The 21,680-nt window shown below is 72.7% G+C and carries 19 protein-coding genes and 1 pseudogene; 9 read left to right on the top strand and 11 right to left on the bottom strand.

Annotation, left to right across the window (positions count from 1 at the left end; genetic code table 11):
- Positions 1 to 245 (top strand): annotated as a pseudogene (locus tag E1262_RS30365) (hypothetical protein); the annotation flags it as partial.
- Between the two features lie 46 nt (positions 246 to 291).
- On the opposite strand, the gene E1262_RS15515 reads toward E1262_RS30365, so the two are convergent.
- Complete coding sequence (locus E1262_RS15515) at positions 292 to 525, bottom strand: hypothetical protein (RefSeq protein ID WP_132104044.1); 234 nt, start codon at positions 523 to 525, stop codon at positions 292 to 294.
- Between the two features lie 423 nt (positions 526 to 948).
- Between E1262_RS15515 and E1262_RS15510 the strand changes: the two genes are divergently transcribed.
- Entirely contained in the window at positions 949 to 1,506 is a 558-nt protein-coding gene (locus E1262_RS15510) for an RNA polymerase sigma factor (protein WP_162605924.1), read from the top strand.
- Here the strand turns inward: E1262_RS15510 and E1262_RS15505 are convergent.
- The 9 genes from E1262_RS15505 to E1262_RS15465 form a co-directional block, all read right to left on the bottom strand.
- Positions 1,490 to 3,067: a GAF domain-containing sensor histidine kinase gene (locus E1262_RS15505; RefSeq protein ID WP_132104042.1), complete on the bottom strand. Its 1,578-nt coding sequence runs from the start codon at positions 3,065 to 3,067 to the stop codon at positions 1,490 to 1,492. The genes E1262_RS15510 and E1262_RS15505 overlap by 17 nt on opposite strands.
- 1 nt (position 3,068) lies before the next feature.
- The gene (locus E1262_RS15500; RefSeq protein ID WP_162605923.1) at positions 3,069 to 4,151 is read right to left on the bottom strand and encodes an FIST signal transduction protein; all 1,083 of its coding nucleotides are present in this window, start codon (positions 4,149 to 4,151) and stop codon (positions 3,069 to 3,071) included.
- A 112-nt stretch (positions 4,152 to 4,263) separates the two neighbouring features.
- Complete coding sequence (locus tag E1262_RS15495; RefSeq protein WP_132104040.1) at positions 4,264 to 6,021, bottom strand: IucA/IucC family protein; 1,758 nt, start codon at positions 6,019 to 6,021, stop codon at positions 4,264 to 4,266.
- On the bottom strand, positions 6,008 to 7,348 hold the full coding sequence (locus E1262_RS15490) for a lysine N(6)-hydroxylase/L-ornithine N(5)-oxygenase family protein (protein ID WP_203453903.1): 1,341 nt from the start codon (positions 7,346 to 7,348) through the stop codon (positions 6,008 to 6,010). Before E1262_RS15490 ends, E1262_RS15495 begins: the two co-directional genes overlap by 14 nt.
- Positions 7,332 to 8,030 carry a GNAT family N-acetyltransferase gene (locus tag E1262_RS15485; protein ID WP_132104039.1) on the bottom strand — a complete coding sequence of 233 codons (699 nt, stop codon included), beginning with the start codon at positions 8,028 to 8,030 and terminating at the stop codon, positions 7,332 to 7,334. The genes E1262_RS15490 and E1262_RS15485 overlap by 17 nt, the downstream gene beginning before the upstream one ends.
- Positions 8,027 to 9,802 (bottom strand): IucA/IucC family protein, encoded by a 1,776-nt coding sequence (locus E1262_RS15480; protein ID WP_162605922.1) that lies wholly within the window; start codon positions 9,800 to 9,802, stop codon positions 8,027 to 8,029. The genes E1262_RS15485 and E1262_RS15480 overlap by 4 nt, the downstream gene beginning before the upstream one ends.
- A gap of 4 nt (positions 9,803 to 9,806) precedes the next feature.
- Positions 9,807 to 11,378: a pyridoxal phosphate-dependent decarboxylase family protein gene (locus tag E1262_RS15475; RefSeq protein WP_132104037.1), complete on the bottom strand. Its 1,572-nt coding sequence runs from the start codon at positions 11,376 to 11,378 to the stop codon at positions 9,807 to 9,809.
- The gene (locus E1262_RS15470) at positions 11,375 to 12,769 is read right to left on the bottom strand and encodes a diaminobutyrate--2-oxoglutarate transaminase family protein (RefSeq protein WP_132104036.1); all 1,395 of its coding nucleotides are present in this window, start codon (positions 12,767 to 12,769) and stop codon (positions 11,375 to 11,377) included. Before E1262_RS15470 ends, E1262_RS15475 begins: the two co-directional genes overlap by 4 nt.
- Positions 12,770 to 12,846: 77 nt before the next feature.
- Complete coding sequence (locus E1262_RS15465) at positions 12,847 to 13,683, bottom strand: DUF4190 domain-containing protein (protein WP_132104035.1); 837 nt, start codon at positions 13,681 to 13,683, stop codon at positions 12,847 to 12,849.
- 215 nt (positions 13,684 to 13,898) lie between these two features.
- On the opposite strand from E1262_RS15465, the gene E1262_RS15460 reads away from it, so the two are divergent.
- Positions 13,899 to 15,266, top strand: coding sequence for a M14 family zinc carboxypeptidase (locus E1262_RS15460; protein WP_132104034.1), 1,368 nt, complete (start codon positions 13,899 to 13,901; stop codon positions 15,264 to 15,266).
- Positions 15,267 to 15,333: 67 nt separating this feature from the next.
- Positions 15,334 to 16,239: an alpha/beta hydrolase gene (locus tag E1262_RS15455; RefSeq protein ID WP_132104033.1), complete on the top strand. Its 906-nt coding sequence runs from the start codon at positions 15,334 to 15,336 to the stop codon at positions 16,237 to 16,239.
- On the opposite strand, the gene E1262_RS15450 is transcribed toward E1262_RS15455, so the two are convergent.
- Positions 16,240 to 16,794, bottom strand: coding sequence for a CGNR zinc finger domain-containing protein (locus tag E1262_RS15450; RefSeq protein ID WP_132104032.1), 555 nt, complete (start codon positions 16,792 to 16,794; stop codon positions 16,240 to 16,242).
- 99 nt (positions 16,795 to 16,893) lie between these two features.
- Between E1262_RS15450 and E1262_RS15445 the strand changes: the two genes are divergently transcribed.
- The 5 genes from E1262_RS15445 to E1262_RS15425 are packed head-to-tail and all read left to right on the top strand — an operon-like array spanning position 16,894 to position 21,660.
- Positions 16,894 to 18,159 (top strand): MFS transporter, encoded by a 1,266-nt coding sequence (locus E1262_RS15445; protein WP_162605921.1) that lies wholly within the window; start codon positions 16,894 to 16,896, stop codon positions 18,157 to 18,159.
- 39 nt (positions 18,160 to 18,198) lie between these two features.
- Entirely contained in the window at positions 18,199 to 18,945 is a 747-nt protein-coding gene (locus E1262_RS15440; protein ID WP_132104030.1) for a VOC family protein, read from the top strand.
- A 4-nt stretch (positions 18,946 to 18,949) separates the two neighbouring features.
- A complete protein-coding gene (locus E1262_RS15435; RefSeq protein WP_132104029.1) occupies positions 18,950 to 19,858 on the top strand; it encodes an arginase family protein in 909 nt (302 codons plus the stop codon).
- A 26-nt stretch (positions 19,859 to 19,884) separates the two neighbouring features.
- Positions 19,885 to 20,886: a PHP domain-containing protein gene (locus E1262_RS15430; protein ID WP_132104049.1), complete on the top strand. Its 1,002-nt coding sequence runs from the start codon at positions 19,885 to 19,887 to the stop codon at positions 20,884 to 20,886.
- A gap of 15 nt (positions 20,887 to 20,901) precedes the next feature.
- Positions 20,902 to 21,660: an alpha/beta hydrolase gene (locus tag E1262_RS15425; protein ID WP_132104028.1), complete on the top strand. Its 759-nt coding sequence runs from the start codon at positions 20,902 to 20,904 to the stop codon at positions 21,658 to 21,660.
- The last annotated feature ends 20 nt before the right edge of the window (positions 21,661 to 21,680 follow it).

Below are 21,680 nucleotides of genomic sequence, written 5' to 3'. Positions count from 1 at the left end.
GCCCCGACGAGGTCGCCGCTCTCGGCGACGCGGTCCTGACCAGCGCGTTCACCGGCGACTTCGCGGTGGCGCTGGAACGGGCGGCCGCGTTCTGCCGGGTCGTCGCCGCCGGCCGGGCCCACGCCGCGGACGACCTCCCGCACGAGGACGGCCAGCGGCAGACCCGGCTGGCGAAAGGCAATCTGCGCATGGCAGAGGAGCTCGAACGCGCCGCCGCGCTCTGGCGCCGCAACGAGCTCCACTGAACCCTGCCGCACCCCTGCCGGCCCGCGATCCTCCCGCCTGCCGCGGTCATCTCGCGTGTGGTCGAGTGGCCGCGAACGCCTGCATCGCGGTCGCAGCGTCCCGAAGCCGTTGCGCCAGGTGCAGGGCGTGCTCCACGGTCAGCTCGTACTCGTCGATCGCCCCGCCGATGTCGGTCAGGTGGACCCGCAGCAGGCCGTTGTGGTGCAGGCCATGGACGGTGGCGGGCGTATGTGGATCGGTCGAGTGGGATCGCAGCAGCGGGGACGGGTTCGGGTCCATTCCGCGCGCCACACCAGGTCGGTGGTCGCCGGAGCGAGTCCGGGTCGACGCTTGCACGCGAGTATCGTGAAGCCAGGGGTCAGCCCTTGGGGGTTCCGGCCTCCGGCCCAGCGCCACGACGTTCTCGGGGTGCTCCGCGCGCCCGGGAAGCACAGGCATCGAATCGAGCGAACTCGCGGCCGCGAAAACTTCGACAACCGCGGGTTCGGTCGCGCTCGAACTGCTCATCACCGGCCTCCAGTGGGCACCCGGACTACAGCTACCCGACATCCTCGTGAAGGGACGGCGGCGTGACATCGCCGTCAGCAGCCATCTCCACCCGTGGCCAGCAGCAGTCTGATGATTCCAGCTAGCAGGTAGACGGATCGGGGGTCTGCCAGGACGACACCGCGGGTCGCCGGGCCCGATCATGCAAGCAGCGCCATGGCGTTCGTTCGCCAGTGCGGCGGGGAAGGAGCGGCCGGCATGAGTGCTCGGTGCAGACCCGAGGATTCGGGCGTCACCGCGACCGGTGACGCGTTCGAGCGGCAGGCGCTCACTCTGCTGCCCTGCGTCTATTCGACGGCGCTGATCCTCACCGGCGATCGCGGTGCCGCCGAAGACCTCGCGCTGCGCGGCTACTGGCTTGCGACGGATCGGTTCCGCACTCGGGCGACCCACGGCTTGCGAACTCGGCTGCTGCAAGCGGTGGTCGACGTGTCCGGGTGGGTGTTCCAGGGGGCCGCCGAGGCAGCCGCCGCGGTCGATCCCACGACGATGCGGCTGGTGGACTCGCCGACCCCGGATCACGTCAGCGCGGCGGTAGCGGCTCTGCCGCCTGGCTTGCGGCTGCCGATCTGGCTGGCCGATCACGAACGCGTACCGCGGGCACAGCTCGCGCAGATCCTGCGCGTGCCGCCGAATGCGTTACCGGCGGTGTTGCGAGCCGCACGGATGTTGCTGCTCCGCCGCCTGACGACTGCGGTCAGTCGGCGGCCATGATGCCATCGGTGAGTGGGAGCTCGGCCCGCACCGATGTGCCGGCGCCGCGTGGGCTCTCGACGACGAGGCGGCCCCCGAGCGCCTCGACCCGGTCCCTGAGACCGAGGAGGCCCGATCCGGACGTGGCATCGGCACCTCCGACGCCGTCGTCGCGGACGGATACGCGCAGGTATTCATCGGCCGTCTCGACGTCGACGGCAACGGTGGTCGCGTTCGCGTACTTGACCGCATTGGCGAGCGCCTCCGAGACGACGTAGTACGCCGCTACCTCCACCGGCCCCCGCGGGCGGCCCTCCAGACGCAGGTCGAGGTGCACCACCATCGGGCAGCGTCGGGTCAGCATCCTCACCGCAGGTCCCAGACCGCTCTCGGTGAGGAGCGCTGGGTGGATGCCGCGGGCGAACTCGCGGAGCTCGTCGAGCGCATTCGTCAGACCTGCGGCCAGCGCGTCGAGTTCGGCGGCCAGCTCACCGAGCTCAGGCGGCACCGTCTCCTGTAACGCGCGCAGCTGCAGCGCGAGCGTGACCAGCCGTTGCTGGGCGCCGTCATGGAGGTCGCGCTCGATTCTGCGCCTGGTTTCGTCAGCAGTGGCGACGATGCGTGCCCGCGACGCGGTCAGCTCGGCACGTGCCTCGGCGTTCGCGATCGCGGCCGCCACGAGTTCGGCGAATGCCGAGAGACGCTCCTCGGTACCCGAAGGCAGACCGGTCTCCCGTGAACTCGCCACCTGCAAGGACCCCCAAAGGCGTCGCTCGACGGTGATCGGCGCGCCGACCACGGACAGCAAGCTGATGTCATGAGTGTCGTCCGTGGTAGCGACGGAGTCGCCGGTCGGTCGCCCGTCCAGGCGTGCCGGACGCCCGGTCTGGAAGACGATGGTGGTCACGTGCTGACCGACAAGAGCCCTCCGGAGCCCCACCCGGGATCGCTGTCCCGTGGCGCTCCATGAGCCGACCCACGTGGCGGCGCCGTCGGCGTCGAACCGGACGACGCTGGTCGCATCGGCGGCGAACAACCGGCCGACCTCCTCGGCGACGACAGCGAAGACTCCTGTCGGTGGCACCCCACGAGCAACCAGGGTGGCCACATGACGCAATGCTGCCTGCTCGCGAGCCAGTCGCTCGAGTTCCTCGCGCGTCGCACGTTCATCGGCGAGGACACGCCGCATTCTCATGGTCGTCGACGCGACGCGTGCCATCCCGTGAAGCAGGCCCGTCTCCTGACGCGTCAGGGCATCGGTCCTGGCGACGAGCAGCGTCGCACCGATTGGATACTCGAGCGTCGCCGTCGCCGTCATGCACACGCCGACCCCTGGAACGACGAGCTGGGTCTCCGCAGCGCCGGGCTGCACCCGAGCGAGCTCGGCGACGGGCACGTCACCTTGCGCGTACCCGACCGCGGCGACGAGATCGTCCCCGCTGACGATGGCCGCCACGTCCGCGTCGAGTGCCTCGGCCGCTCTCTCGACGGATATCCGCGCGGCCGTTGCCTCGCTGCCGGCGATGGAGATCGCAGCTGCGAACTCCGCGAGGTACTGAGCGGACCACTGCGACACGTCCATCTCATGCGACCGCGAGAACGACCAGGGTCTGGTTGTGGAATCCATGCAAGCCGCGGACCCGCGCGATCTCGCCGTAGGTGTAGAACCCGGCCACCGGCGCCCCGGAGGCGATCGTGGCGATCCTCTCGATCTCGGTCCGGATCCCGGCGGAGCCCAGGACGCCACGCCGGGCGATGCAGTCGAATGCGAGCATGCCCAGCGGCGCCTGCCCGTCGAGTGCCGCCAGCGAACCACGACACGCCGTGTCAGTCGCTTCCAGGACCGACTTGGCATCCCCCTCCATGATCCATACCAGCGCGCCGTTCGACACCTCGGCGGCGCAGGAGAGCGAGCGCTCTGAGAAGTCGCCACCTGTGATGAATCGGACGTGATCTTCGCCGCTCGCCCGCCGGAGCCCGAGTGGATGCGTGAGGGCGATCCGCGCAAGCCACTCCTGATCGGAGCCGGTGGGCTCGTCGAGGCCCAGGTGATCGAGGTAGACGTCGATGGCCGGGCGGTCATCGAGTGTGAAGACGCGGTTACCGGCACTGGCCGTGACGAGCATCGGTTCGCCGACCCGCCGCCAGCCGTGGTGGACACCGATCCCTAGCGGTGCATCGGACGCGATGCCTGCGGCAACGACCGCATCGGTGAGCACGCGGTCGCCGTAGAGCTGGAAGGTCGTCGCCATCTTGAGATCGTCGCCGGCACAACCGCCCACGAGTGGCACGGCGGCTCCCAGGACGCCGTAGGCGCCGCGGACCAGTTCCTGCTGATCGCCCGCAAGACCGTCGCTCAGGAGCAGCAGCACACGGTGAGGAAGATCCGGCCGATCGGGAACACACTGCGCCACGAGTGCACCGGCCCTTCGCAGGTCTTGCGACGCATGGGTCGCGACGGCCGTCTGTATCGCGAACCCGGGTCCACCGAACACGGCGACGACGACGCTCGCATCGTGCGGGCCCGCTGTCGCGATCTCGCCCCCGGTCGTGCATCCGATCAGTGGCGCGCCCGCCGACCGCGACCGGATCTCGCGCAGCAGCTCCGGGAGATTCTGCGACGGGGAGCAGAACACGAGGACCAGCTTCGGGTCGCCAGATTGCAACGCATCATCGAGCGCTCGTGCTCCGGAACCCCGTCCGGTACCTTGAGCCGAGCCCACTGCGAACCAGCGATCAGGTTGCATCCGCAACCCCCCAAGACGTGCGTATGCAACGCTACTCCGAGCTCGATCGACCGCCAACCAGCGGGTTTGGGACGGTGCCGACCGCGGCGACGACGGGGCGTTCGGGGTCGTCGGCGTAGCCGCGTTCGAACAGCCGCAGCCGGTTGAGGCAGAGCTTCGGGAACGTCGGCGATTCGAGGTCGAACATGGTGAAGCGCTCGGCCAGTTCGTCGCGGAAGCGGTCCTGGTAGGCCGTCAGTACTGCTCGTGCCGAGTCCCAGAATTCATGTTCTGGTACGCCGAGTCGATCGGCCGTGATCTCTGACAGGTAGCGATAGACGCAGATGAGTAGGCCGTTCTGCAGATACTTGCGCAGCGTCTTGCCGTCGAGGATGACGTCGGCCAGGGCGGCCCGGACCGGGGGCGTCAGGCCGGCGTGTTCGGGGATGGACTCGGAGCAGATCGCGAGGTCATCGACGAAGTCCTTGACGACCAGTCGCGTTGGGATGCCGTCGCGGTGGACGATCAGGCAGTTCTGGCCATGCGGCGAGAACATCGCGCCGTACTTGTACAGGACGTGGAGTAGTGGCGGCAGGATCGCCTCGTGCAGCCGCCGCACCCAGTCCGCCGGCGACAGTCCGCTGCGTTCCACCAATGCGCCGGCGAAGGTGCCGCCGGAGGGGTCGACGTGCAGCAGCGCGGCCAGCGAGACCGCCTGCTCGCCGTCGCGCAGGTACGGCTGCACCGGCTCGCGCCAGATCGCGCCCAGCAGCTCGGTGTATTGGTACGGCACTCCGGGCAGCCCCGAGTACACCGGGTGGGCGACGCTCACCCCGGCCACCTCGCCGAGCAGGATCAGCCCGGTCTCGCGCAGGAACTCGTCGCCGTCGACGACCGAGGAGAGCCACGACGTCAACGCCGGCGCGGCCAGCGTCCGCTCCCGCGGCAGCCCGCGATAGACCGACGTGTTGAGGATCGACAGCGGCAGCTTGAGGTAGCGCCGTGCGGGGTCGTCGAGGTCGGTCATCGTGCGGATCGCCAGCTGCGGCCGATACCGCGCCGGCCCCTCGCCGAGGAACACCAGCTCGCCCCGCGCCAGTTGCGGCGCGTGCAGCGGAAGGATCCGGTGCGCCCACTGCCACGGGTGCACGGGCAGGTAGACGCAGGTGTCCGGGTCCAGCCCGCCCAGCTGCGCCCCGGCCCTCAAGGCCTCGAACCCCGCCTCACCGACCTGGTCCCGCACCACCGCGTGATGGTCGAGCCCGACGGCGTCAGCGATGACCGGCGACGCGGCCAGCCAGAGCAGCCGGACGTCGGCCCGCGCCTCCGGCGGGTAGGCGAGCAGGTCGTCGGCGCCGAACCCCACCCGGCCCTTGTTCGCGACGATCCACGGGTGTCCGGTCAGCTCGGCCTCGACCAGCACCGGCTCGAGGTCGACGAGCTCGGCCGCCGGCCGGGCGGCCGCCAGCTGCCGTGCGTCGGTGAGCAGCGTCGACGAGAGCTCCGACACGGCCCCCGCGACGGTGGACGCCTCGGCTCCCGCCGCACCCAGCACCGCGGTGAAGATTTCGACGGCGTCGGGCAGCGGTCCGCCGCCCTCCATCGCCAGCGACGACGGATCCACCCGCCACCAGCCGAGCGCCCGCCGCACCGCCCGGCCGGTCAGCGTCCCGCCAGGCTGCGGCACCGTCAGCACGCCGTCATCCGCGACGTCCAGCGCGATGATCTCCTCGTAGCCGAACTCGGTGAGCAGCTTCGCGATCAGCTCGCGGTTCGCCCGCTCCCACTGCTCCAGGTCAGGTGCGGTCATGCGGACGGGCCTCCTCGGGGACGCCGAAGCTCTGGTAGACGGTGCGGTCGCGGACGGCGTAGACCTCGCGGCCGGCGAGCGCGTTGACGATGACGGAGTTGCGGTGCGCGCCCAGGCCCAGGTCCGGTGCGCCGACGCCGTGGGTGTGCAGTTCGGCGTTCTGCGCGAACAGCGTCGACGGCGCGCCGGACGTCAGCGCCAGCCGGTAGTCCAGCGACACCTCCGGCCGGCCGAGCGCGTCGACGGCCACGACTCCGGACGCCACCGGCAGCGGCGCCGGCTCGTGACCGGTCCCCAGCACGACGACGTCGGTGTCGCGGGTGAACCTGCGGTCCTGGTCGCGGTGGTGCCAGGTGAGCCGCCACCGACGTCCCGGCACCGGCGACGGCTCGATCGCCCGCAGCTCGCAGCCGCCCCCGTACACCACCGGCGGGTCGGCGCGGTCCACCGTCGCGGCGTACAACAGGTCGTAGATCCGCTCGCTGGTCTCGGCCGACAGCCCTTTGTAGAGCAGGTCCTGACCGGCCCGGATCTCGTCGCGGGTCGACGGCGGCAGCCCGTGGAAGTACGCGGTGTACTCGGGCGTGAAGTGCTCCAGCCCGAGCTTGGAGTACTCCATCGGCAGGAACCCGCGCGACCGCGTGAACCAGTCGACGGTCAGGCCGCCGGGCAGCCCGGCCTCGAGCAGGTCGGCGACCACCTCGCCCGCGCTCTGCCCGGAACCGACGACCGTGACGGCGGACGCGGTCACCGCCTTCTCGCGGTACGTGAGGTAGTCCTCGGTGTGGAAGACGTCCGCACCCAGGACGTCGCGGGTCACCGGCGGCACGGACGGCCGGGTGCCGACGCCGAACACCACCGAGCGCGCCTTGTGCTCCTCGACGGCACCGTCGGCGGTCTCGACGCCGACCCGCCAGCCCCCGCCGGCCGCAGGTGCCACCGTCGTCACCCGCGTCCCGAACCGGCAGGACGGCAGCGACTCGGCGACCCAGCGGGCGTACGCGTCGAACTCCGCTCGCGGCACGTGGAACCGCTCGTAGAAGTAGAACCGGTACAGCCGGCCGCGCTCGTGCAGGTACTTGAGGAACGACCAGCGGCTGGTGGGGTCGGCCAGCGTCACCAGGTCGGCGAGGAACGGCACCTGCAGCGTCGTGCCGGGCAGCATGAGGCCGGGGTGCCAGGCGAACCGCGGCGCGGCCTCGAAGAACACCGCGTCCACGTCGGACACCGGCTCGAGCAACGCCGCCAGCCCCAGGTTGAACGGCCCCAGCCCCACGCCGACGACGTCGTACTCGCTCATGCTGCTGACATCAGTCGGTCGGCTCATGCGGCGCCGCCTCCTTCGCTCCAGTCGGCGAGCGGTCTCGACCGACGACTCGGCGGGACCTCCGGCCCCGCGTCGCCGGAGGTGCCGCATGAGCCTCCCTGGTCACCCCCACGGCAGCGGAGACGGCCGCGCGGTCGCCCGGCCAGCGCGCGTCGAACGTCGTCCGCTCGCAGGCCAGCACCGCCGCCCGCTTCTCCGGCAGGTCGGCCTCGCCCAGCGGCGTCAGCCCGAGCCGGTCGCAGTAGGCGAGCATCCGGCCGTTGCGGACGTCCGGCTCGCAGACGGCGCGGTCGCCGTGGTTCAGCAGCCAGGCGAGCACCGCCCGGCCCATCAGCCGCGGCACCCCGGTCCCGAGCATCGACAGCGGCCCGACCAGCAGGTGGAACCCCTGGTCGTCGGCGCGCGCCGGGTAGTAGCCGGCCAGCGGGTCTGCCGCGACGACGTATGTCTCGACGTAGCCGAACGGAACCCCGTGCGCCGACACCAGCCACGGCCGCAGGTGCGTCAGCCCGGCCAGGTAGGCACGGATCTCCGCCAGCGACACCCCGAGCTGCCACCATGGCACGACGTGCGACCGGTTCATCCAGTCGTGGATCAGCTCCGCGTCCGCGTCGACGCGGACCGGCGCGAACGTCAGCTCGGCGGTCGCATCCGGCAACGTGACGGACCAGGCCGCGCTCACGCGCCCACCCCCAGCAGCGGGTTCGGCAGCGTCACGTACACCGACTGCGTCGCGATGTCGCCGACCAGCTCGTCCATGTCGTGCGCCCGGGTCAGCAGGTTCGCCTTGCACGGCCAGCGATCGTCGTCGAGCAGCCGGTCCAGCAGAGTCGCCGGGTACCGCCCGCCGCGCGACCGCTCCTCCGTCAGCACCCGGCGCAGGTCGCCGAGCAGGACGGTTTCGTCCACGCACGGGCCGAGCGCATTGATCACGCCGAGCGTGAGGTTGACGAACAGGTAGTAGACCAGCCGCTCGTCGGCCAGCTCCTCCGGGAAGATCGACTCGGTGACCTCGCCCAGCCCGGGCACGACGGCGACGAGGTCACCGTGCGCGGCCTCGCGGTGGAAGTAGCCCTGGCTGTCGCGGTACACGCCGCGCACCGGCCAGCCGTCCTCGAGCTCGACCAGCGTGTTCTGCTGGTGCGCCTCGAAGCACAGCCCGACGTCGAGGTAGAGCCGGACCAGCGCGCGCACGACGACGTCGCAGAACCGGCCGAACCACTCGCGGGCGACGGCGTCCTCGGTGCGGCCGTGCCGCGCGGCCAGCGCCGCGACCAGCGCGACCAGCCGGCTGCTGCCGCCGTAGGGGTGGTCCTGGCAGAGGGTGGTCAGCGCGCTGACGTCGCGCGGGCCGCCGTCGGCCCACCGATTCTCCCGCAGCAGCACCGAGAAGCCGTCGAGCACCTCGCCGTCGCGGGCCACCGTCAGGTAGGCGGGGTCCTGGACGAGAACGAAGTGCGGCGCGGCCTCGCGGGTGCGGGCGCCGACGACAGTGCGCGCCAGCGCCGCCGACTCCACCGCGCGGTCCAGCTCCTTCGGCAGCGTCACGCGCATCGAGTTCGTCACTCGCACATGCAGCGAGAACTTCAGCTGCCACGGCGCGTCCGCCCGGTACACCGTGCGCACGGACGTCGTCGGCAGGAACGGCGCGCCCCACGCACCGAGGTCGACGACGGCGCCGGTGTCGAACAGGTCCGCGGTCAGCGGGTCCGCGGCGAGCCGGTCCGCCTCGTACGGGTGCGCCGGCAGCAGGATCCGGTCGCCGCCAACGGCGTCGCGGGTCGCCCGAAGCGCCGCCTGGTCGACGGCGGGATCGTCGCGCAGCAGCGCCTCGGCCAGCTCGGGCGCCGACGTGTCCAGGGCGCTGCCGTGCCGCACGACGTCGCGGTCGACGGCCAGCCAGCGCACCGCGAACCGGCCGCCGGTCTCGGGGGAGAACCGCTGCCGCTCGACAGCGCCCAGCTCGCCGCGGCTCTTCGGCGTCGGGTGGACCGGGTGGCCGAGCAGCAGCGCCTGCTCGGTCTCGGCGAACGTCAGCGGCGCGGCGGACCAGAGCCGGTCGATGTCCCGCGCTCGCCCGTCGAGATAGCCGGCGACCGCTGCGGCACTGTCCAGGACGCGGGTGAGCAGCGGTTCCGTGCGCAGGCCGGTCCCGGGAAGGGCGTCGGCCAGCAGCACGGCCAGCTGCGCCAGCCCGACAGGGCGCGGCGAACCGCCGGCGATCTGGACCAGCGGCGGCAGCTCCAGCTGGTGCCGGAAGGTCGCCGACGCCCGGCGGACGCCGACCAGCAGGCGGGCGTTCCAGTGCGGCAGCGGTATGACGATGCGGCCGGCGCCCTCGTCCAGCGTCCAGCCGGGCACCTCGCGCAGCCAGCACGACAGCAGCGCGTGCGCGGTCGCGTCGTCCGCCGCCTCCGTCGGCGTCGTCGCGGTGGTCTCGAGCAGGCCCGTCATGACATCAGTCGATCGGCCCATGCAGCGATGCCTCCCTCGCACCATTCGGCTTTCGGTCTCGACCGACGACTCGGCGGGACCTCCGGCCCCGCGTCGCCGTCGGTGCTGCATGAGCCTCCTCGGCCGCCTCCTCGAGTCCGGCGGACGCCTCGGCGGCGACCGCGGCGAGCAGCGCGGCAACGTCGTCGTGGTTGGTCAGCGGGTTGGTGAAGGTGAGCTTCAGGGCCACCCGGCCGCGGTACCGGGTCCGGCCGACGACCGCCCGCCCGGACGCCAGCAGCCGCCGCTGCACGTCGACGTTCAGCCCGTCCAGCCGGTCCTCGTCGACGCCGTCGGGACGGCAGCGGAACAGCACGGTGACCGTCTGCGGCGGCGCCAGCAGCTCCAGGTCGGGGTGGCGGCGGACCGCCTCGCCGGCCTTCGCGGCGAGGTCGACCAGGTGCTCGACCAGCCCGGCCAGCCGACGCCGGCCGGTGGCCCGCAGCGAGACCAGGATCTTCAGCGCGTCGAACCGGCGCGACGTGTCCAGCGACCGGTCGACCAGGTTGAGCACGTCGTCGTCGGTCCGGTTGAGGTAGTCGGCCGGCTCACGGACGCTCCGCAGCGCGGCGGCGTCGCGGACCAGCAGCGCGCTCGCGCCGATCGGCTGCCACCACAGCTTGTGCAGGTCGGCGGTGATGGAGTCGGCCCGCTCCAGGCCGGCGACCAGCGGTCGCAGCCGGTCGCTGAGCACCAGCGCCGACCCCACGGCCGCGTCGACGTGGAACCACGCCCCGACGGCGGCGGCCCGGTCGGCCAGCGCGGCGAGCGGGTCGACGGCGCCGGTGTCGGTGGTGCCGGCGGTCCCGACGACGGCGATCGGCACCGCCCCGGTCTGTGTCAGCTGGCCCAGCGTCCGGTCCAGTGCGGCGACGTCCATGCGGCCGTCATCGTCGGTGGTGACGGCGACGACGGCGTCGCGGCCCAGCCCGAGCACGGCGGCGGCCTGCCGGACGCTGACGTGCGCCCCGGCCGACGCCAGGATCCGCCAGCGGCCCGCGCCGGCCGGCAGCCCGCTGAGGTTCGCCCCGCCGGCGGCGTGGTCGCGGGCGAGCAGCAGCCCGAGCAGGTTGGACGCCGTCCCGCCGGAGGTCAGCACGCCGGAGCCGGTGGCCGGCAGCCCGATCAGCTGGTTGAGGCGGCCGATCAGCCGGTCCTCGACGTACGTCGCCATCGGCGCCTGGTCGTAGGAGTCCATCGACTGGTTCGTCGCGGCGATGGCCAGCTCGGCCGCGGCCGCGGTCACCAGCGTCGGCGGGTGCAGGTGGGCGGCGCACCACGGGTCGGTGACCCGCGCGCCGTGCGCCAGCACCGTCCGGCCGACGTCCGCGAGCACCTCGCCGAGCGGCTCGGCATCGTCGGGCAGCGGTTCGATCGCGGTCGCCGTCTCGCGCAGCCGGGCCGCGCCGGCGGACGGGAACGGGCCGCGGTCGTCGGTGGCGGCCAGGACGGCGAGCACCTCGGCGACGGCGGCCCGCAACGCCTCGTGCGCGGCCGGGCTGCCGTCGAGGAACAGCGGTCCGGGCGCCGGGGTCATCGGTCGTCCCCTTCGTCGGCCTCGGCGTGCACGCCCCGCAGCGCCGCGCCGAACGCGTCGACCACCCGGTCGATCTCCTTGTCGGTGATGACCAGCGGCGGCAGGAACCGGACCACGGCGTCATGCGTGCCGCCGACCTCGACGATGACGCCACGGCGCAGCATCTCGCCCTGCACCTTGCCGGCCAGCCAGCCGTCCGGCACCGGGACGCCGTCGGCGTCGACCACGCCTGGGTCGACCAGCTCGGCGCCGGTCATGAGCCCGCGGCCGCGGACGTGCCCGACCCGCGGGTCGTCGGCCGCCACCGCGAGCAGCCCTTCGGTGAGCCGGCGGCCGGCCTCGCGCGCCCGCTGCGCCAGTCCGGCGCGGACGACCTCACGGATCGTCGCCGCCCCCGCGGCCAGCGCCAGTGTCTGGCCGCGGAACGTGCCCGCGTGCGCGCCCGGCTGCCAGCCGTCCAGCTCGCCGCGGTGGATGATCACCGCGAGCGGCAGCCCGCCGCCGACCGCCTTCGACAGCACCAGCACGTCCGGATCCAGCCCGATCGCCTCGCTGGCCCACAGGTCGCCGGTGCGGCCGAGGCCGGTCTGCACCTCGTCGGCGATGAGCACGGTGCCGGCGGCTTTGGTGGCGCGCCGGAGAGTGGCGGCGAACGCGGCGGGCATGGGCTGCACGCCGCCCTCTCCCTGCACCGGCTCGGCGATGACGGCGGCCGGCGTCGCGATGCCGCTGAGGTCGTCCGTCAGTGCCCACTCGACCAGCCGCCCGGCCATCGCGGCGCCGTCGTCCAGGCCGAACGGCGATCGGAACGCCGTCGGGAATGGCAGATGGTGGACGTCGGGGAGGAGCGTGCCCAGCGGCTCCTTGACCGCCTTGCGGCCGGTGAGCGCGAGCGCGCCCTGCGTCATGCCGTGGTAGGCGCCGCCGAACGCGATCGATCCCGACCGGCCGGTGGCGGTGCGGGCCAGCTTGACGGCCGCCTCGACGGCGTCGGCGCCGGTCGGCCCGCAGAACAGGATGCGCCCCTCGCGCAGCGGCTCCGGCATGACGGCGAACAGCTGCTCGACGAACCGGTCCCGGATCGGCGTCGGCAGATCCAGCGTCGACAGCGGCGTGCCCTCGTCGAGCACGTCGCGCAACGCCTGTACGACGACGGGGTGGTGGTGGCCGAGCGCCAGCGCACCGGCGCCGGCCAGGCAGTCGATGTACTCGCGGCCCTGGCGGTCGCGGACGGTGGAGCCGCGGCCCTCGACCAGCGCGATCGGCAGGCGGCGGGGGTAGGAGCGGGCCGAGGATTCTCGGAGGCGCTGGCGTTCGAGCAGGTCGTCGGCGGTTTCAGCGGATCCGGTTGCCGGCGGTTCGGCGAGCCTGACACCCTCGTGGTACGCCACGGGCGCGGTCCTTTCACGGAGAATGATCTGCAGTCAACTAGGTTTGCCTAACCTAACTCAGACCGCAAGTGACTCCGTCAGGTACCCGGTCGCTCCGTGAGACTCCCGGTGAGCGTGCCCTCCAAGGCGACGGCGATGCAGACCATCGTGCGGTCCTGCGGCCAGCCGAGTTCGTCCGGGTAGAGATAGAAGAGGCCGACGTTCTGGTCCTCGTACGCCCGCGTGGAGTACGTGAGCAGCGCCTCGGCGCAGCGTTCGTCCCCCTGGGCGACGATGCCGTCGACGCCGGGGTAGTCGTCCCCGGTCAGCTCGAACGACGCGTAGACCTCGCCCTCGTGCGGCTCGGTGCACGGGACGGCGGGCAGCGATGTGATCGCGGCGTCAGCCTCGACGTCGCGCAGCCCGTTGAGGCAGTCGCCGATCTCGACGTCGTAGGTCGACAGCTCGCCCTCCTCGGTGATCCGGCCGCTGTCGTCGCGATCGGGCTCGGCGACCGCGGCGTAGACGCCGGCCGCCACCATCCCCGTCAGCCAGAGGCCGGCGCAGACGAGCCCGGCGACGGCCATGCCGCGGCCCTGCTGCCGGCCGTTCGCCGTCCGGCCGAGGGCGATGACACCGAAGATGATCGCCAGCGGGATGCCGCCGATGATGCCGAACACCAGCGTCGCGACGGCGAAGCCGTTCGTGCCCTGTATGCGCTCCGGCTGTGGTGTCACCGGCCACGGGTTCGGCGGGCCGTACGGCTGCTGCGGCTGGCCGCCGTACTGCGCGTAGGCGCCGAACTGCGGGTACGGCTGCTGTGCGGTCGCGGCCCGGTGCTCGTCGTACGAGGGCGGCGGCATGGCCGGCGTGGTGGCCGGCGTCGCGTACGGGTTGGGCTCGGCCGGCGGGGTGGGCGCCTCGGGCTCGGACATGGCGGGAAGCTATCGCGACGCCCGGACTCAAGTTTCCTTTCCCTTGTCGGGCTCGCCGCCGCCTGGGACCTCGCGGTCGGCCTTTGGCCGCGTAGCAACGTGACATGCCATACCTCTCGTGCGAAACGTAACGAAGCGATAACCTCGGCGCGGCTCGGCCGATCTTGACTTGGTCCTGCCCTGCCCCTGCCGGTACTGCGGAGAGGAACGCGTTCATGAGGCGTACTGATCGCTCCCGTCCGAGTCGTCGCACCGTCCTGCTGGCCGCGGCCGCCGTCCTGGCGGTGCCCGCGGTCGCCGTCCCGGCCGCCGTGGGCGCGGCCGAGCCGTCCCCGTCGGCCGCGGCCGCCGGGCTGCCCAGCGGCAACACCGCCTACCGGACGCTGGCCGACTACGAGGCCGACCTGGCGGAGCTGGTCGCCGACCACCCGGACCTGGTCAAGCCGATCACGCTGCCCTACCCGACGACGTCGGGGCGCACCGTCCGCGGCGTCGAGATCAGTACGAACGTCGACGCCGACGACGGCAAGCCGGTCTTCGTCGACGTCGGCATGCACCACGGCAACGAGTTCCCCAGCGGCGAGCTGACCATGGAGTTCGCCATCGACCTGGTCGAGCGTGCCGCGGCCGGCGACCCGTACGTCACCGGCCTGCTCGGCCGCGCCCGCGTCGTCGTCGTGCCCGTCGTGAACGTCGACGGGTTCGTGCGCGCGCGCCGGCAGACCGACACCAACACCGACATGAACCGCAACTACGGCATGGGCTGGCTGCCCATCACCACCGGCGGTGCCGCGCCGTGGTCGGAGCCGGAGACGCGGAACATGGAGTGGCTGCTGTCGACCCGCCAGGCGGTCGTGTTCAACACCCAGCACACGTGCATCCAGGTCGTGCTGTACCCGCCGCTGCAGCTCGAGGCCGGCCCCGCCCAGGACGTCGACCGGCTGCACGCGCTCGCTTCCGAGGTCGCGTCGATCTATGGGCCCGGCTACGACGCGCTGCCGTCGGCCGAGGACTACGAGACCACGGGCGAGGCGATCGACTGGGCCTACTACGCGACCCGCGGCCTCGCCCTCACCACCGAGACCTGCCCCGACGCCGGTGTCGAGCGCACCTACCAGACCCAGGTCCTCGACGTGTACGACGAGCACCGTGAGGCGATGCTGACGATGCTCGAGACGGCCGCCGACCCGGCCCAATACGCCGTCATCGCGGGCAAGGGGCCGAAGGGCGCCGTTCTGCGGATCACCAAGGCGTTCGACATGTACACCAGCCCCTACCTCCAGCCCGACGGCAGCACCCGGCCGTCGTCGTTCACCTCCACGCTGACGTCGGACCTCGACGTCGACAGCCGCAACGGCAAGTTCGAGTGGGCGGTGAACCCGTCGTACCGGCCGATCCCGGCGTACCAGGAGGACGGGATCCACGGTTTCCAGACCGGGTTCTACGAGGAGCCGTGGATCCTCACCTGCGAGCGCCCCGACGGCACCGTCCTCCAGACCGTCCCCGTGAACGTCGACCTCGGCGAGCGGGTGACCGTCGACCTCGAGGAGTGCCGCCGCGAGTTCCACCAGGCCCGCCCGTGACCCTCGCCCGATAGGTCAGCAGGTTTCGACCCTCCGCGGTCATGGGCCGGCGTGGCACCGTCGGCCCATGACCACCGGATCGACGACCTTCCCGGTCGTGTTCGAGAGCAACGGCGCGCTGCTCACCGGGCGCGTGCACCGTGTCGCGGACGACCTCGTCGAACGGCAGCCCACCGTGCTGATCACTGGCTCATGGCTGACCGTCAAGGAGCAGATGGCCGACCGCTACGCCGCTGAGCTCGTCGCTCGCGGCTACACCGCCATCACGTTCGACTTCGCCGGCTTCGGCGAGAGCGGCGGCGAACCCCGTCAGTTCGAGCTGCCCAGCCGCAAGATCGCCGACATCGTCGCGGCCGCCCGGTTCGCCTCGTCGCTGTCGTTCGTCCGGCCGGGCGCCCTCGGCTACGTCGGCGTGTGCGCGAGCGCCCAGTACGCGCTGGCGGCGATCGCGGCCGGTGCGCCGATCGCCTCGTTCGGTAGCGTCGCCGGCTGGTTCCACGACACCGAGTCGGCCGCCCCGTTCTACGGCGGTCTCGACGGTGTCCGTGGCCGGCTGGAGCGGGGAGCGGCGGCCCTGGAGGCCTTTCACGGGGACGGGACGGTGGTGACGGTGCCCGCATACGAGCCCGGGAACGACCGCGCCGGCATGTTCTTCGAGATGGATTACTACGCGAACCCGGCGCGCGGCGCGGTGCCGGCCTGGCGCAACGAGATGGCCGAGGCGAGCTGGCTGCCATGGCTGACGTTCGACGGGCTGTCGGCGGCGGACGCGGTGTCGGTGCCGACGGTGTTCGTCCACTCGGACGGCTGCGTCTTCCCCTCGCACGTCGAGGCGCTGCGGTCGCGGCTGCGCGGGCCGGTGGAGATCGCGTGGGGCGAGGGAACCCAGACCGACTTCTACGACCAGCCGGCCCAGGTCTCCTTCGCCGTCGAGGCGCTGGACGCGCATTTCACCAAGACGTTGCGGGCCTGATCACGACGGGCTACGCGACTCGTAGTAGCGGCGGGCCTTGTCGCGGCTGCCGCAGGTGGCCATGCTGCACCAGCGGCGCCGCCCGTTCTTGCTGGTGTCGAGGAACAGCCAGTGGCAGGACGGGCAGTCGCCCAGCCGGTTCAGCGGGCCGTGGGTGAGCAGCCCGACAGCCGACGCCGCGACTTCCCAGAGCAGCACCCGGAGCGTCTGCGGCTCCCCCCAGGACAGCCGGAACGTCGCGCCGTCCTCGACGAATCGGCCGCACGCGACCCCCTCGGCGTGCACCGCGTGGATGCTGTCGAGGTCGTCGGGCGAGGGGCGCTCGCCGTGCGCCAGCGGTTGGAACACCCGGAACACGGTCTCGCGCAGGTCGCGAGCGACCGGGAGCGTGAACCGCAGGCTCGGATCGTCATCGACGGGGTGCCCGGCGGCCCGCGCCCAGATCACCGCCTCCTCCGGCGTCGCCAGCCAATCGCGCTGGGCGACCGGCCGAGCGTTGACGGTGTTGGCGAAGTCGAGGCAGAGCGCGTTGCCGACAAGTTCGACGTCGGTCATGCTCTCGAGAATATCTCACCGTTCATCGAGCGTTGACAGGTGAGACGGTTGTGTGCCAGAACTACAACCAGCAAAACGCCGATGAAGGGTGAGAATCCGATGCGCGTGCTGCCGGTGTCGCTGGGCCGGTCGTTCAACGGGTTGTGGTTCGGGACGGGGGCCGCCAACCTCGGCGACGGCATGGCGCTGTTCGTGCTGCCGCTGCTGGCCATCGCCGTCGATGCGTCCGCGGGCGGCGTCGCGGCGGTGACGGCGGCGCTCACCCTGGCGTGGCCGCTGTTCGGGCTGCACGCCGGCTGGATCGTCGACCGCGTGGATCGGCGGACGTTGCTGAGCGCCGTGAATGCGGCGCGCGGCCTGGTGCTGGGCGGGGTCACGGCCGCCTTCCTGGCCGATGTGCTGTCGCTGCCGCTGATCCTGGTCGCGGCGGTGCTGCTCGGCGTCGCCGAGACACTGGTCGACACCGCCCTGACCTCGACCATCCCGCTGGTCGTCGACCCGGTCGGGCGCAGCCGGGCCAACGCGCGCATCGAGGCGACCATCAACGTGGCGAACCAGCTGGCCGGTCCGCCGCTCGCCGGTCTGCTCGCCGGGGCGACGCTGGCGCTCGCGACCGGCGCCAGCGCGGCGCTCTACGTCCTCGCGGTCGGCGGGGTGCTCGTGATGACGGTGCGCCGGCCGGCGGCTGCCTCAGCCGATCCGCCCGCGGCGGGCCGACGACGCGGCGAGCTGGTCGCCGGGTTCCGGTTCCTCTGGCGGCAACGGGTCGTGCGGACGTTGACGCTGTTCACCGCCGCGATGAACGTCGTCTGGGCCGTGGCGGTGTCGCTGCTCGTCGTCTACGCCGTCGACCCCGGGCCGCTGGGGCTGACGGCCGCGCAGTACGGCCTGCTGCTGACGGGGATGGCGGTCGGCGGTCTCATCGCGTCGGTCCTCGTCGAGCCGCTGCGCCGGTGGATCGGCACGACCCGCCTGATGATCGCCGATGCGGTCGGGACGGTGCTGTTCGTGGCGCCGGTGGCCCTCGACGCCGGGATCTGGGTGGTCGCGGCCGGCGCCGTCGTCGCGGGGGCGGGGTCGAGCATCTGGCGCATCCTCGCGGGGACGATCCGGCAGAACCTGTCGCCGCCGGAGCTGCTCGGCCGCCTCTACTCCGCGTCGCGGATGATCAGCTGGGGCGTCATCCCGGCGAGCGCCGCGCTGGGCGGCATCGTCGCCGAGCTGTGGGGGCTGCGGACGGCGTTCGTCGCGGCGACGGTGCTCGCGGTGCTGGTGCTGGCCGCGTTCGTGCCGTTCGCGCTGCGCACCGACCTCGAAGCCGCCGTCCGCGGCCCCGCCGACGACGAGGCGCCGGTCGTGGCCTGAACCGCGCGGGTGTCGGACCCGCGTGCCAACATGACTGCCATGAGCGACGACACCGCGCCGCGGCGGTTGCGCCGGCCGGAGGCGTCGGCCGCCGTCGAGCACCTGGGCTGGCGCTACCTCCTGGCGCGGTTCCACACCGGCGTCGCGGTGGGGTCGCCGGCCGAGGCGGCCGACGTGACGGCGACGGCGGTGCGGGCGGCCGGTCCGGCCGACGGTCACCTGCGCGCCGACCTGCGGCCGGGGCGGGTGCTGCTCAGCCTGCAGGACCCCGCGCTGGCCGACGTGACGAGCGAGGACGTCGAGGCGGCGGCCCGCATCACGACGGTATTGCGCGCGACCGCGCACACCACCTCATCGGGGCTGACGTCAGACCGTGCGGTCGGCCCCCAAGCGACTGACCCGGCTGTCGCGACGGCTGTGCCGCGGGCCGAGCAGTCCCTCGAGATCGCCATCGACGCGCTTGACATCCCGGCGGTGCGCCCGTTCTGGAAGGCCGTTCTCGCCTACACCGACGAGCCCGGCCAAGACGGCCCGGCCGACCCGCTGGTCGACCCGCTCGGGCAGGGGCCGGCGGTCTGGTTCCAGCAGATGGAAGCGCCGCGGCCGCAGCGCAACCGCATCCACTTCGACATCAGCGTCCCGCACGACGAAGCGCAGCGGCGGCTGGCGGCGGCGCTCTACGCCGGCGGACGGCTGGTGAACGACGGACGCGCGCCTGCGTTCTGGGTGCTCGCCGATCCGGAGGGCAACGAGATCTGCATCTGCACCTGGCAGGGGCGGGACTGACGCCATGACGACGCTCGGCTTGCTCGGCGTGCCGTCCAGCGCGGCCGCGCACTGGCCCGGCCAGGAGCGGGCGCCGGCCGTGCTCCGGGCCGCCGGCCTGGTCGAGCTGCTGCGGCGGGCCGGCCGCGACGTCGCCGAGCACGGTGACCGTCCGGTGCGGCGCTGGGCGGCGTCGCCCAGCGGCACGCTCGACGGAGGGCCGAACAACCTCGACGCCGTGCTCGACGTGCTCGGCGACACCCGCGACGCCGTCGCCGGCATCCTGGCCGCCGGCGAGACCCCGTTCGTCGTCGGCGGCGAGTGCACCCTGACCATCGCCGTGGTCAGCGCGTTCGCCGCCGCAGGCCAGGACGTCGGCCTCATGTACGTCGACGGCGGGCAGGACCTCATGACGCCGGCCGACCACCCGCACGAACCGATCGCCGACGGCATGGGCGTCGCGCACCTGCTCGACCTGCCCGGCACCGCGCCCGCCCTGAGCGGCTTCGGGCCGCGCCGCCCGCTGATCACCGCCGACCACGTCTGCTTCTTCGGCTACGCCGACGACGAGGAGGACGTCCACGGCCGCGTGCCCAGCTGGCGCTTCCCCGCGTCGTCCGTCGCGCCCGACCCGGCCGCCGCGGCCGAGCTGGCGCTGTCCGCCCTCACCTCCGTCACCGAACGGTTCGTCGTCCACCTCGACGTCGACGTCGTGAACTTCCTCGACCTCCCGGCCGCCGACGTGCCGCAGTATCGCGGGCTCACGCTCGACCAGGTCATGCGCGCGGTGACGGTGCTGACCCAGCACCCCGGCTTCGCCGGCCTCGTGCTCACGGAGTTCAACCCCGACCACGGCGAGCCTGACGGCTCCACCGCCCGCCGGCTCGCCGAAGCGGTCGCCACGGCGCTGGCTCAGGAGACACTGGGTCCGTGACAGCCGATCCCACGCCTGGCGACCTGATGCGGCGCATCGCGTTCCTGCTGGAGCGCGCCCGCGAACCCACGTACCGGGTACGGGCCTTCCGCACGGCCGCGAAGACCGTCGACTCCATCGGCATCGCCGAGCTGGCCGACCGGGTCGAGGCCGGCACGCTGACCGAGCTGCCCGGCATCGGCAAGGTGACCGCCACCGTCATCACCGAGGCGCTGGCCGGCGAGGTCCCGGTGTACCTGCGCCGGCTCGAGGCGACGGGCGGCCGGCCGGTCGCCGAGGGCGGCGCGGAGATCCGGGCCGCCCTCCGTGGCGACCTGCACATGCACTCCGACTGGTCCGACGGCGGCAGCCCGATCCCCGAGATGGTCCAGGCCGCCGCCGAGCTCGGTCACGAGTACATCGCGCTGACCGACCACTCGCCGCGGCTCACCGTCGCCAACGGGCTGTCGCCGGAGCGGTTGCGCCAGCAGCTCGACATCGTGGCCGAGCTCAACGAGAAGGACCCCGGCATCCGGATCCTCACCGGCATCGAGGTCGACATCAACGAGGACGGCTCGCTCGACCAGTCCGACGAGCTGCTCGGCCGCCTCGACGTCGTCGTGGCGAGCGTGCACTCGAAGCTGCGGATGGCGTCGGACGAGATGACCGAGCGCATGGTCACCGCCATCGCCAACCCGCACGTCGACGTGCTCGGGCACTGCACCGGCCGGCTGATCACCGGCGGCCGCGGCACCCGGCCCGAGTCGACGTTCGACCCGGAGATCGTCTTCGCCGCGTGCGAGCGGTTCGGTGTCGCCGTCGAGATCAACTCGCGGCCGGAGCGGCTCGACCCGCCCAAGCGGCTGCTGCGACTGGCGGTCGAGGCCGGCTGCTCGTTCGCGCTCGACACCGACGCGCACGCGCCCGGCCAGCTGGACTGGCAGCCGTACGGGTGCGAGCGGGCGGCCGCCTGCGGGGTGCCGGTGCAGAAGATCGTCAACACCTGGCCGGTCGACGACCTGCTGGCCTGGACGCGCCGCGGCTCCTAGGCCAGCATGCCACCCATGCCGCGTCCCGCCGCCCTCGCCCTGCTGCTCGCGCTCTGCCTGACCGGCTGCTCCGGCGACGGCTCCGACGACCGTGGCAGCTCGCCGTCCGCGGCGCCGTCGGCGACCACGCCCGCCGGGCCGTACCAGGAGATCGAGTTCACCGGCGGCGACGGCCAGCCGCGGCAGGGCCGGCTGTTCGGTCCCGACGATGCGCCGGTCGCCGTCGTGCTGTCGCACATGGGCCGCGACGGCGACAGCCAGGACGACTGGACGGCGACCGCGGAGGCGCTCGCCGAGCGCGGCCACCAGGTGCTGACGTACCAGCGGCTCCGGCCGCGGTTCCAGATCTGGCAGGACGTCGTCGGCGCCGTCGAGTACCTCCGCGACCACGGCGCCGAGCGCGTGGTCGTCGCCGGCGCGAGTCTCGGCGCCATGGCGTCGCTGCGCGTCGCGCTGCAGCCGTCGCCGCCAACGGACGCTGTCGTGTGGGTCGCCGGCGGCCTGCACTCGGAGGGCATGGACTTCGACCAGGCCGCGGTCACGGGGCTGAGCTGCCCGGTGCTGCTGATCACCGGCGACGGCGACAGCTACGGCGCCACCGAGGACACCCAGCAGCTGCACGCGTGGCTGCCGGGGAGCGAGCTGCTCGTCCTGCCCACTCCCCGGCATGGCACCGACATCCTTGCCGATGGTGGCGCCCCGGCCGAGCAGCTCCAGACCGCGATGCTCGACTTCGTCGACGGCGTCGCGGCGGCCCCCGCGTCCCCATGTTGATCTTGGAGTTGTTCGGCAAT

This window comes from Jiangella aurantiaca, assembly GCF_004349105.1.
GTDB classification, from domain to species: domain Bacteria; phylum Actinomycetota; class Actinomycetes; order Jiangellales; family Jiangellaceae; genus Jiangella; species Jiangella aurantiaca.
This window is presented reverse-complemented; position numbering and strand designations above follow the sequence as displayed.

What these genes read in the sequence shown, in the direction of transcription:
- E1262_RS15495 (WP_132104040.1), bottom strand. Translation starts at nt 6,021, where the DNA reads ATGACCGCACCTGACCTGGAGCAGTGGGAGCGGGCGAACCGCGAGCTG.
- E1262_RS15445 (WP_162605921.1), top strand. Translation starts at nt 16,894, where the DNA reads ATGCGCGTGCTGCCGGTGTCGCTGGGCCGGTCGTTCAACGGGTTGTGG.
- E1262_RS15480 (WP_162605922.1), bottom strand. Translation starts at nt 9,802, where the DNA reads ATGACGGGCCTGCTCGAGACCACCGCGACGACGCCGACGGAGGCGGCG.
- E1262_RS15430 (WP_132104049.1), top strand. Translation starts at nt 19,885, where the DNA reads ATGCGGCGCATCGCGTTCCTGCTGGAGCGCGCCCGCGAACCCACGTAC.
- E1262_RS15440 (WP_132104030.1), top strand. Translation starts at nt 18,199, where the DNA reads ATGAGCGACGACACCGCGCCGCGGCGGTTGCGCCGGCCGGAGGCGTCG.
- E1262_RS15450 (WP_132104032.1), bottom strand. Translation starts at nt 16,794, where the DNA reads ATGACCGACGTCGAACTTGTCGGCAACGCGCTCTGCCTCGACTTCGCC.
- E1262_RS15475 (WP_132104037.1), bottom strand. Translation starts at nt 11,378, where the DNA reads ATGACCCCGGCGCCCGGACCGCTGTTCCTCGACGGCAGCCCGGCCGCG.
- E1262_RS15510 (WP_162605924.1), top strand. Translation starts at nt 949, where the DNA reads ATGGCGTTCGTTCGCCAGTGCGGCGGGGAAGGAGCGGCCGGCATGAGT.
- E1262_RS15455 (WP_132104033.1), top strand. Translation starts at nt 15,334, where the DNA reads ATGACCACCGGATCGACGACCTTCCCGGTCGTGTTCGAGAGCAACGGC.
- E1262_RS15435 (WP_132104029.1), top strand. Translation starts at nt 18,950, where the DNA reads ATGACGACGCTCGGCTTGCTCGGCGTGCCGTCCAGCGCGGCCGCGCAC.
- E1262_RS15505 (WP_132104042.1), bottom strand. Translation starts at nt 3,067, where the DNA reads ATGGACGTGTCGCAGTGGTCCGCTCAGTACCTCGCGGAGTTCGCAGCT.
- E1262_RS15460 (WP_132104034.1), top strand. Translation starts at nt 13,899, where the DNA reads ATGAGGCGTACTGATCGCTCCCGTCCGAGTCGTCGCACCGTCCTGCTG.
- E1262_RS15490 (WP_203453903.1), bottom strand. Translation starts at nt 7,348, where the DNA reads ATGAGCCGACCGACTGATGTCAGCAGCATGAGCGAGTACGACGTCGTC.
- E1262_RS15465 (WP_132104035.1), bottom strand. Translation starts at nt 13,683, where the DNA reads ATGTCCGAGCCCGAGGCGCCCACCCCGCCGGCCGAGCCCAACCCGTAC.
- E1262_RS15515 (WP_132104044.1), bottom strand. Translation starts at nt 525, where the DNA reads ATGGACCCGAACCCGTCCCCGCTGCTGCGATCCCACTCGACCGATCCA.
- E1262_RS15425 (WP_132104028.1), top strand. Translation starts at nt 20,902, where the DNA reads ATGCCGCGTCCCGCCGCCCTCGCCCTGCTGCTCGCGCTCTGCCTGACC.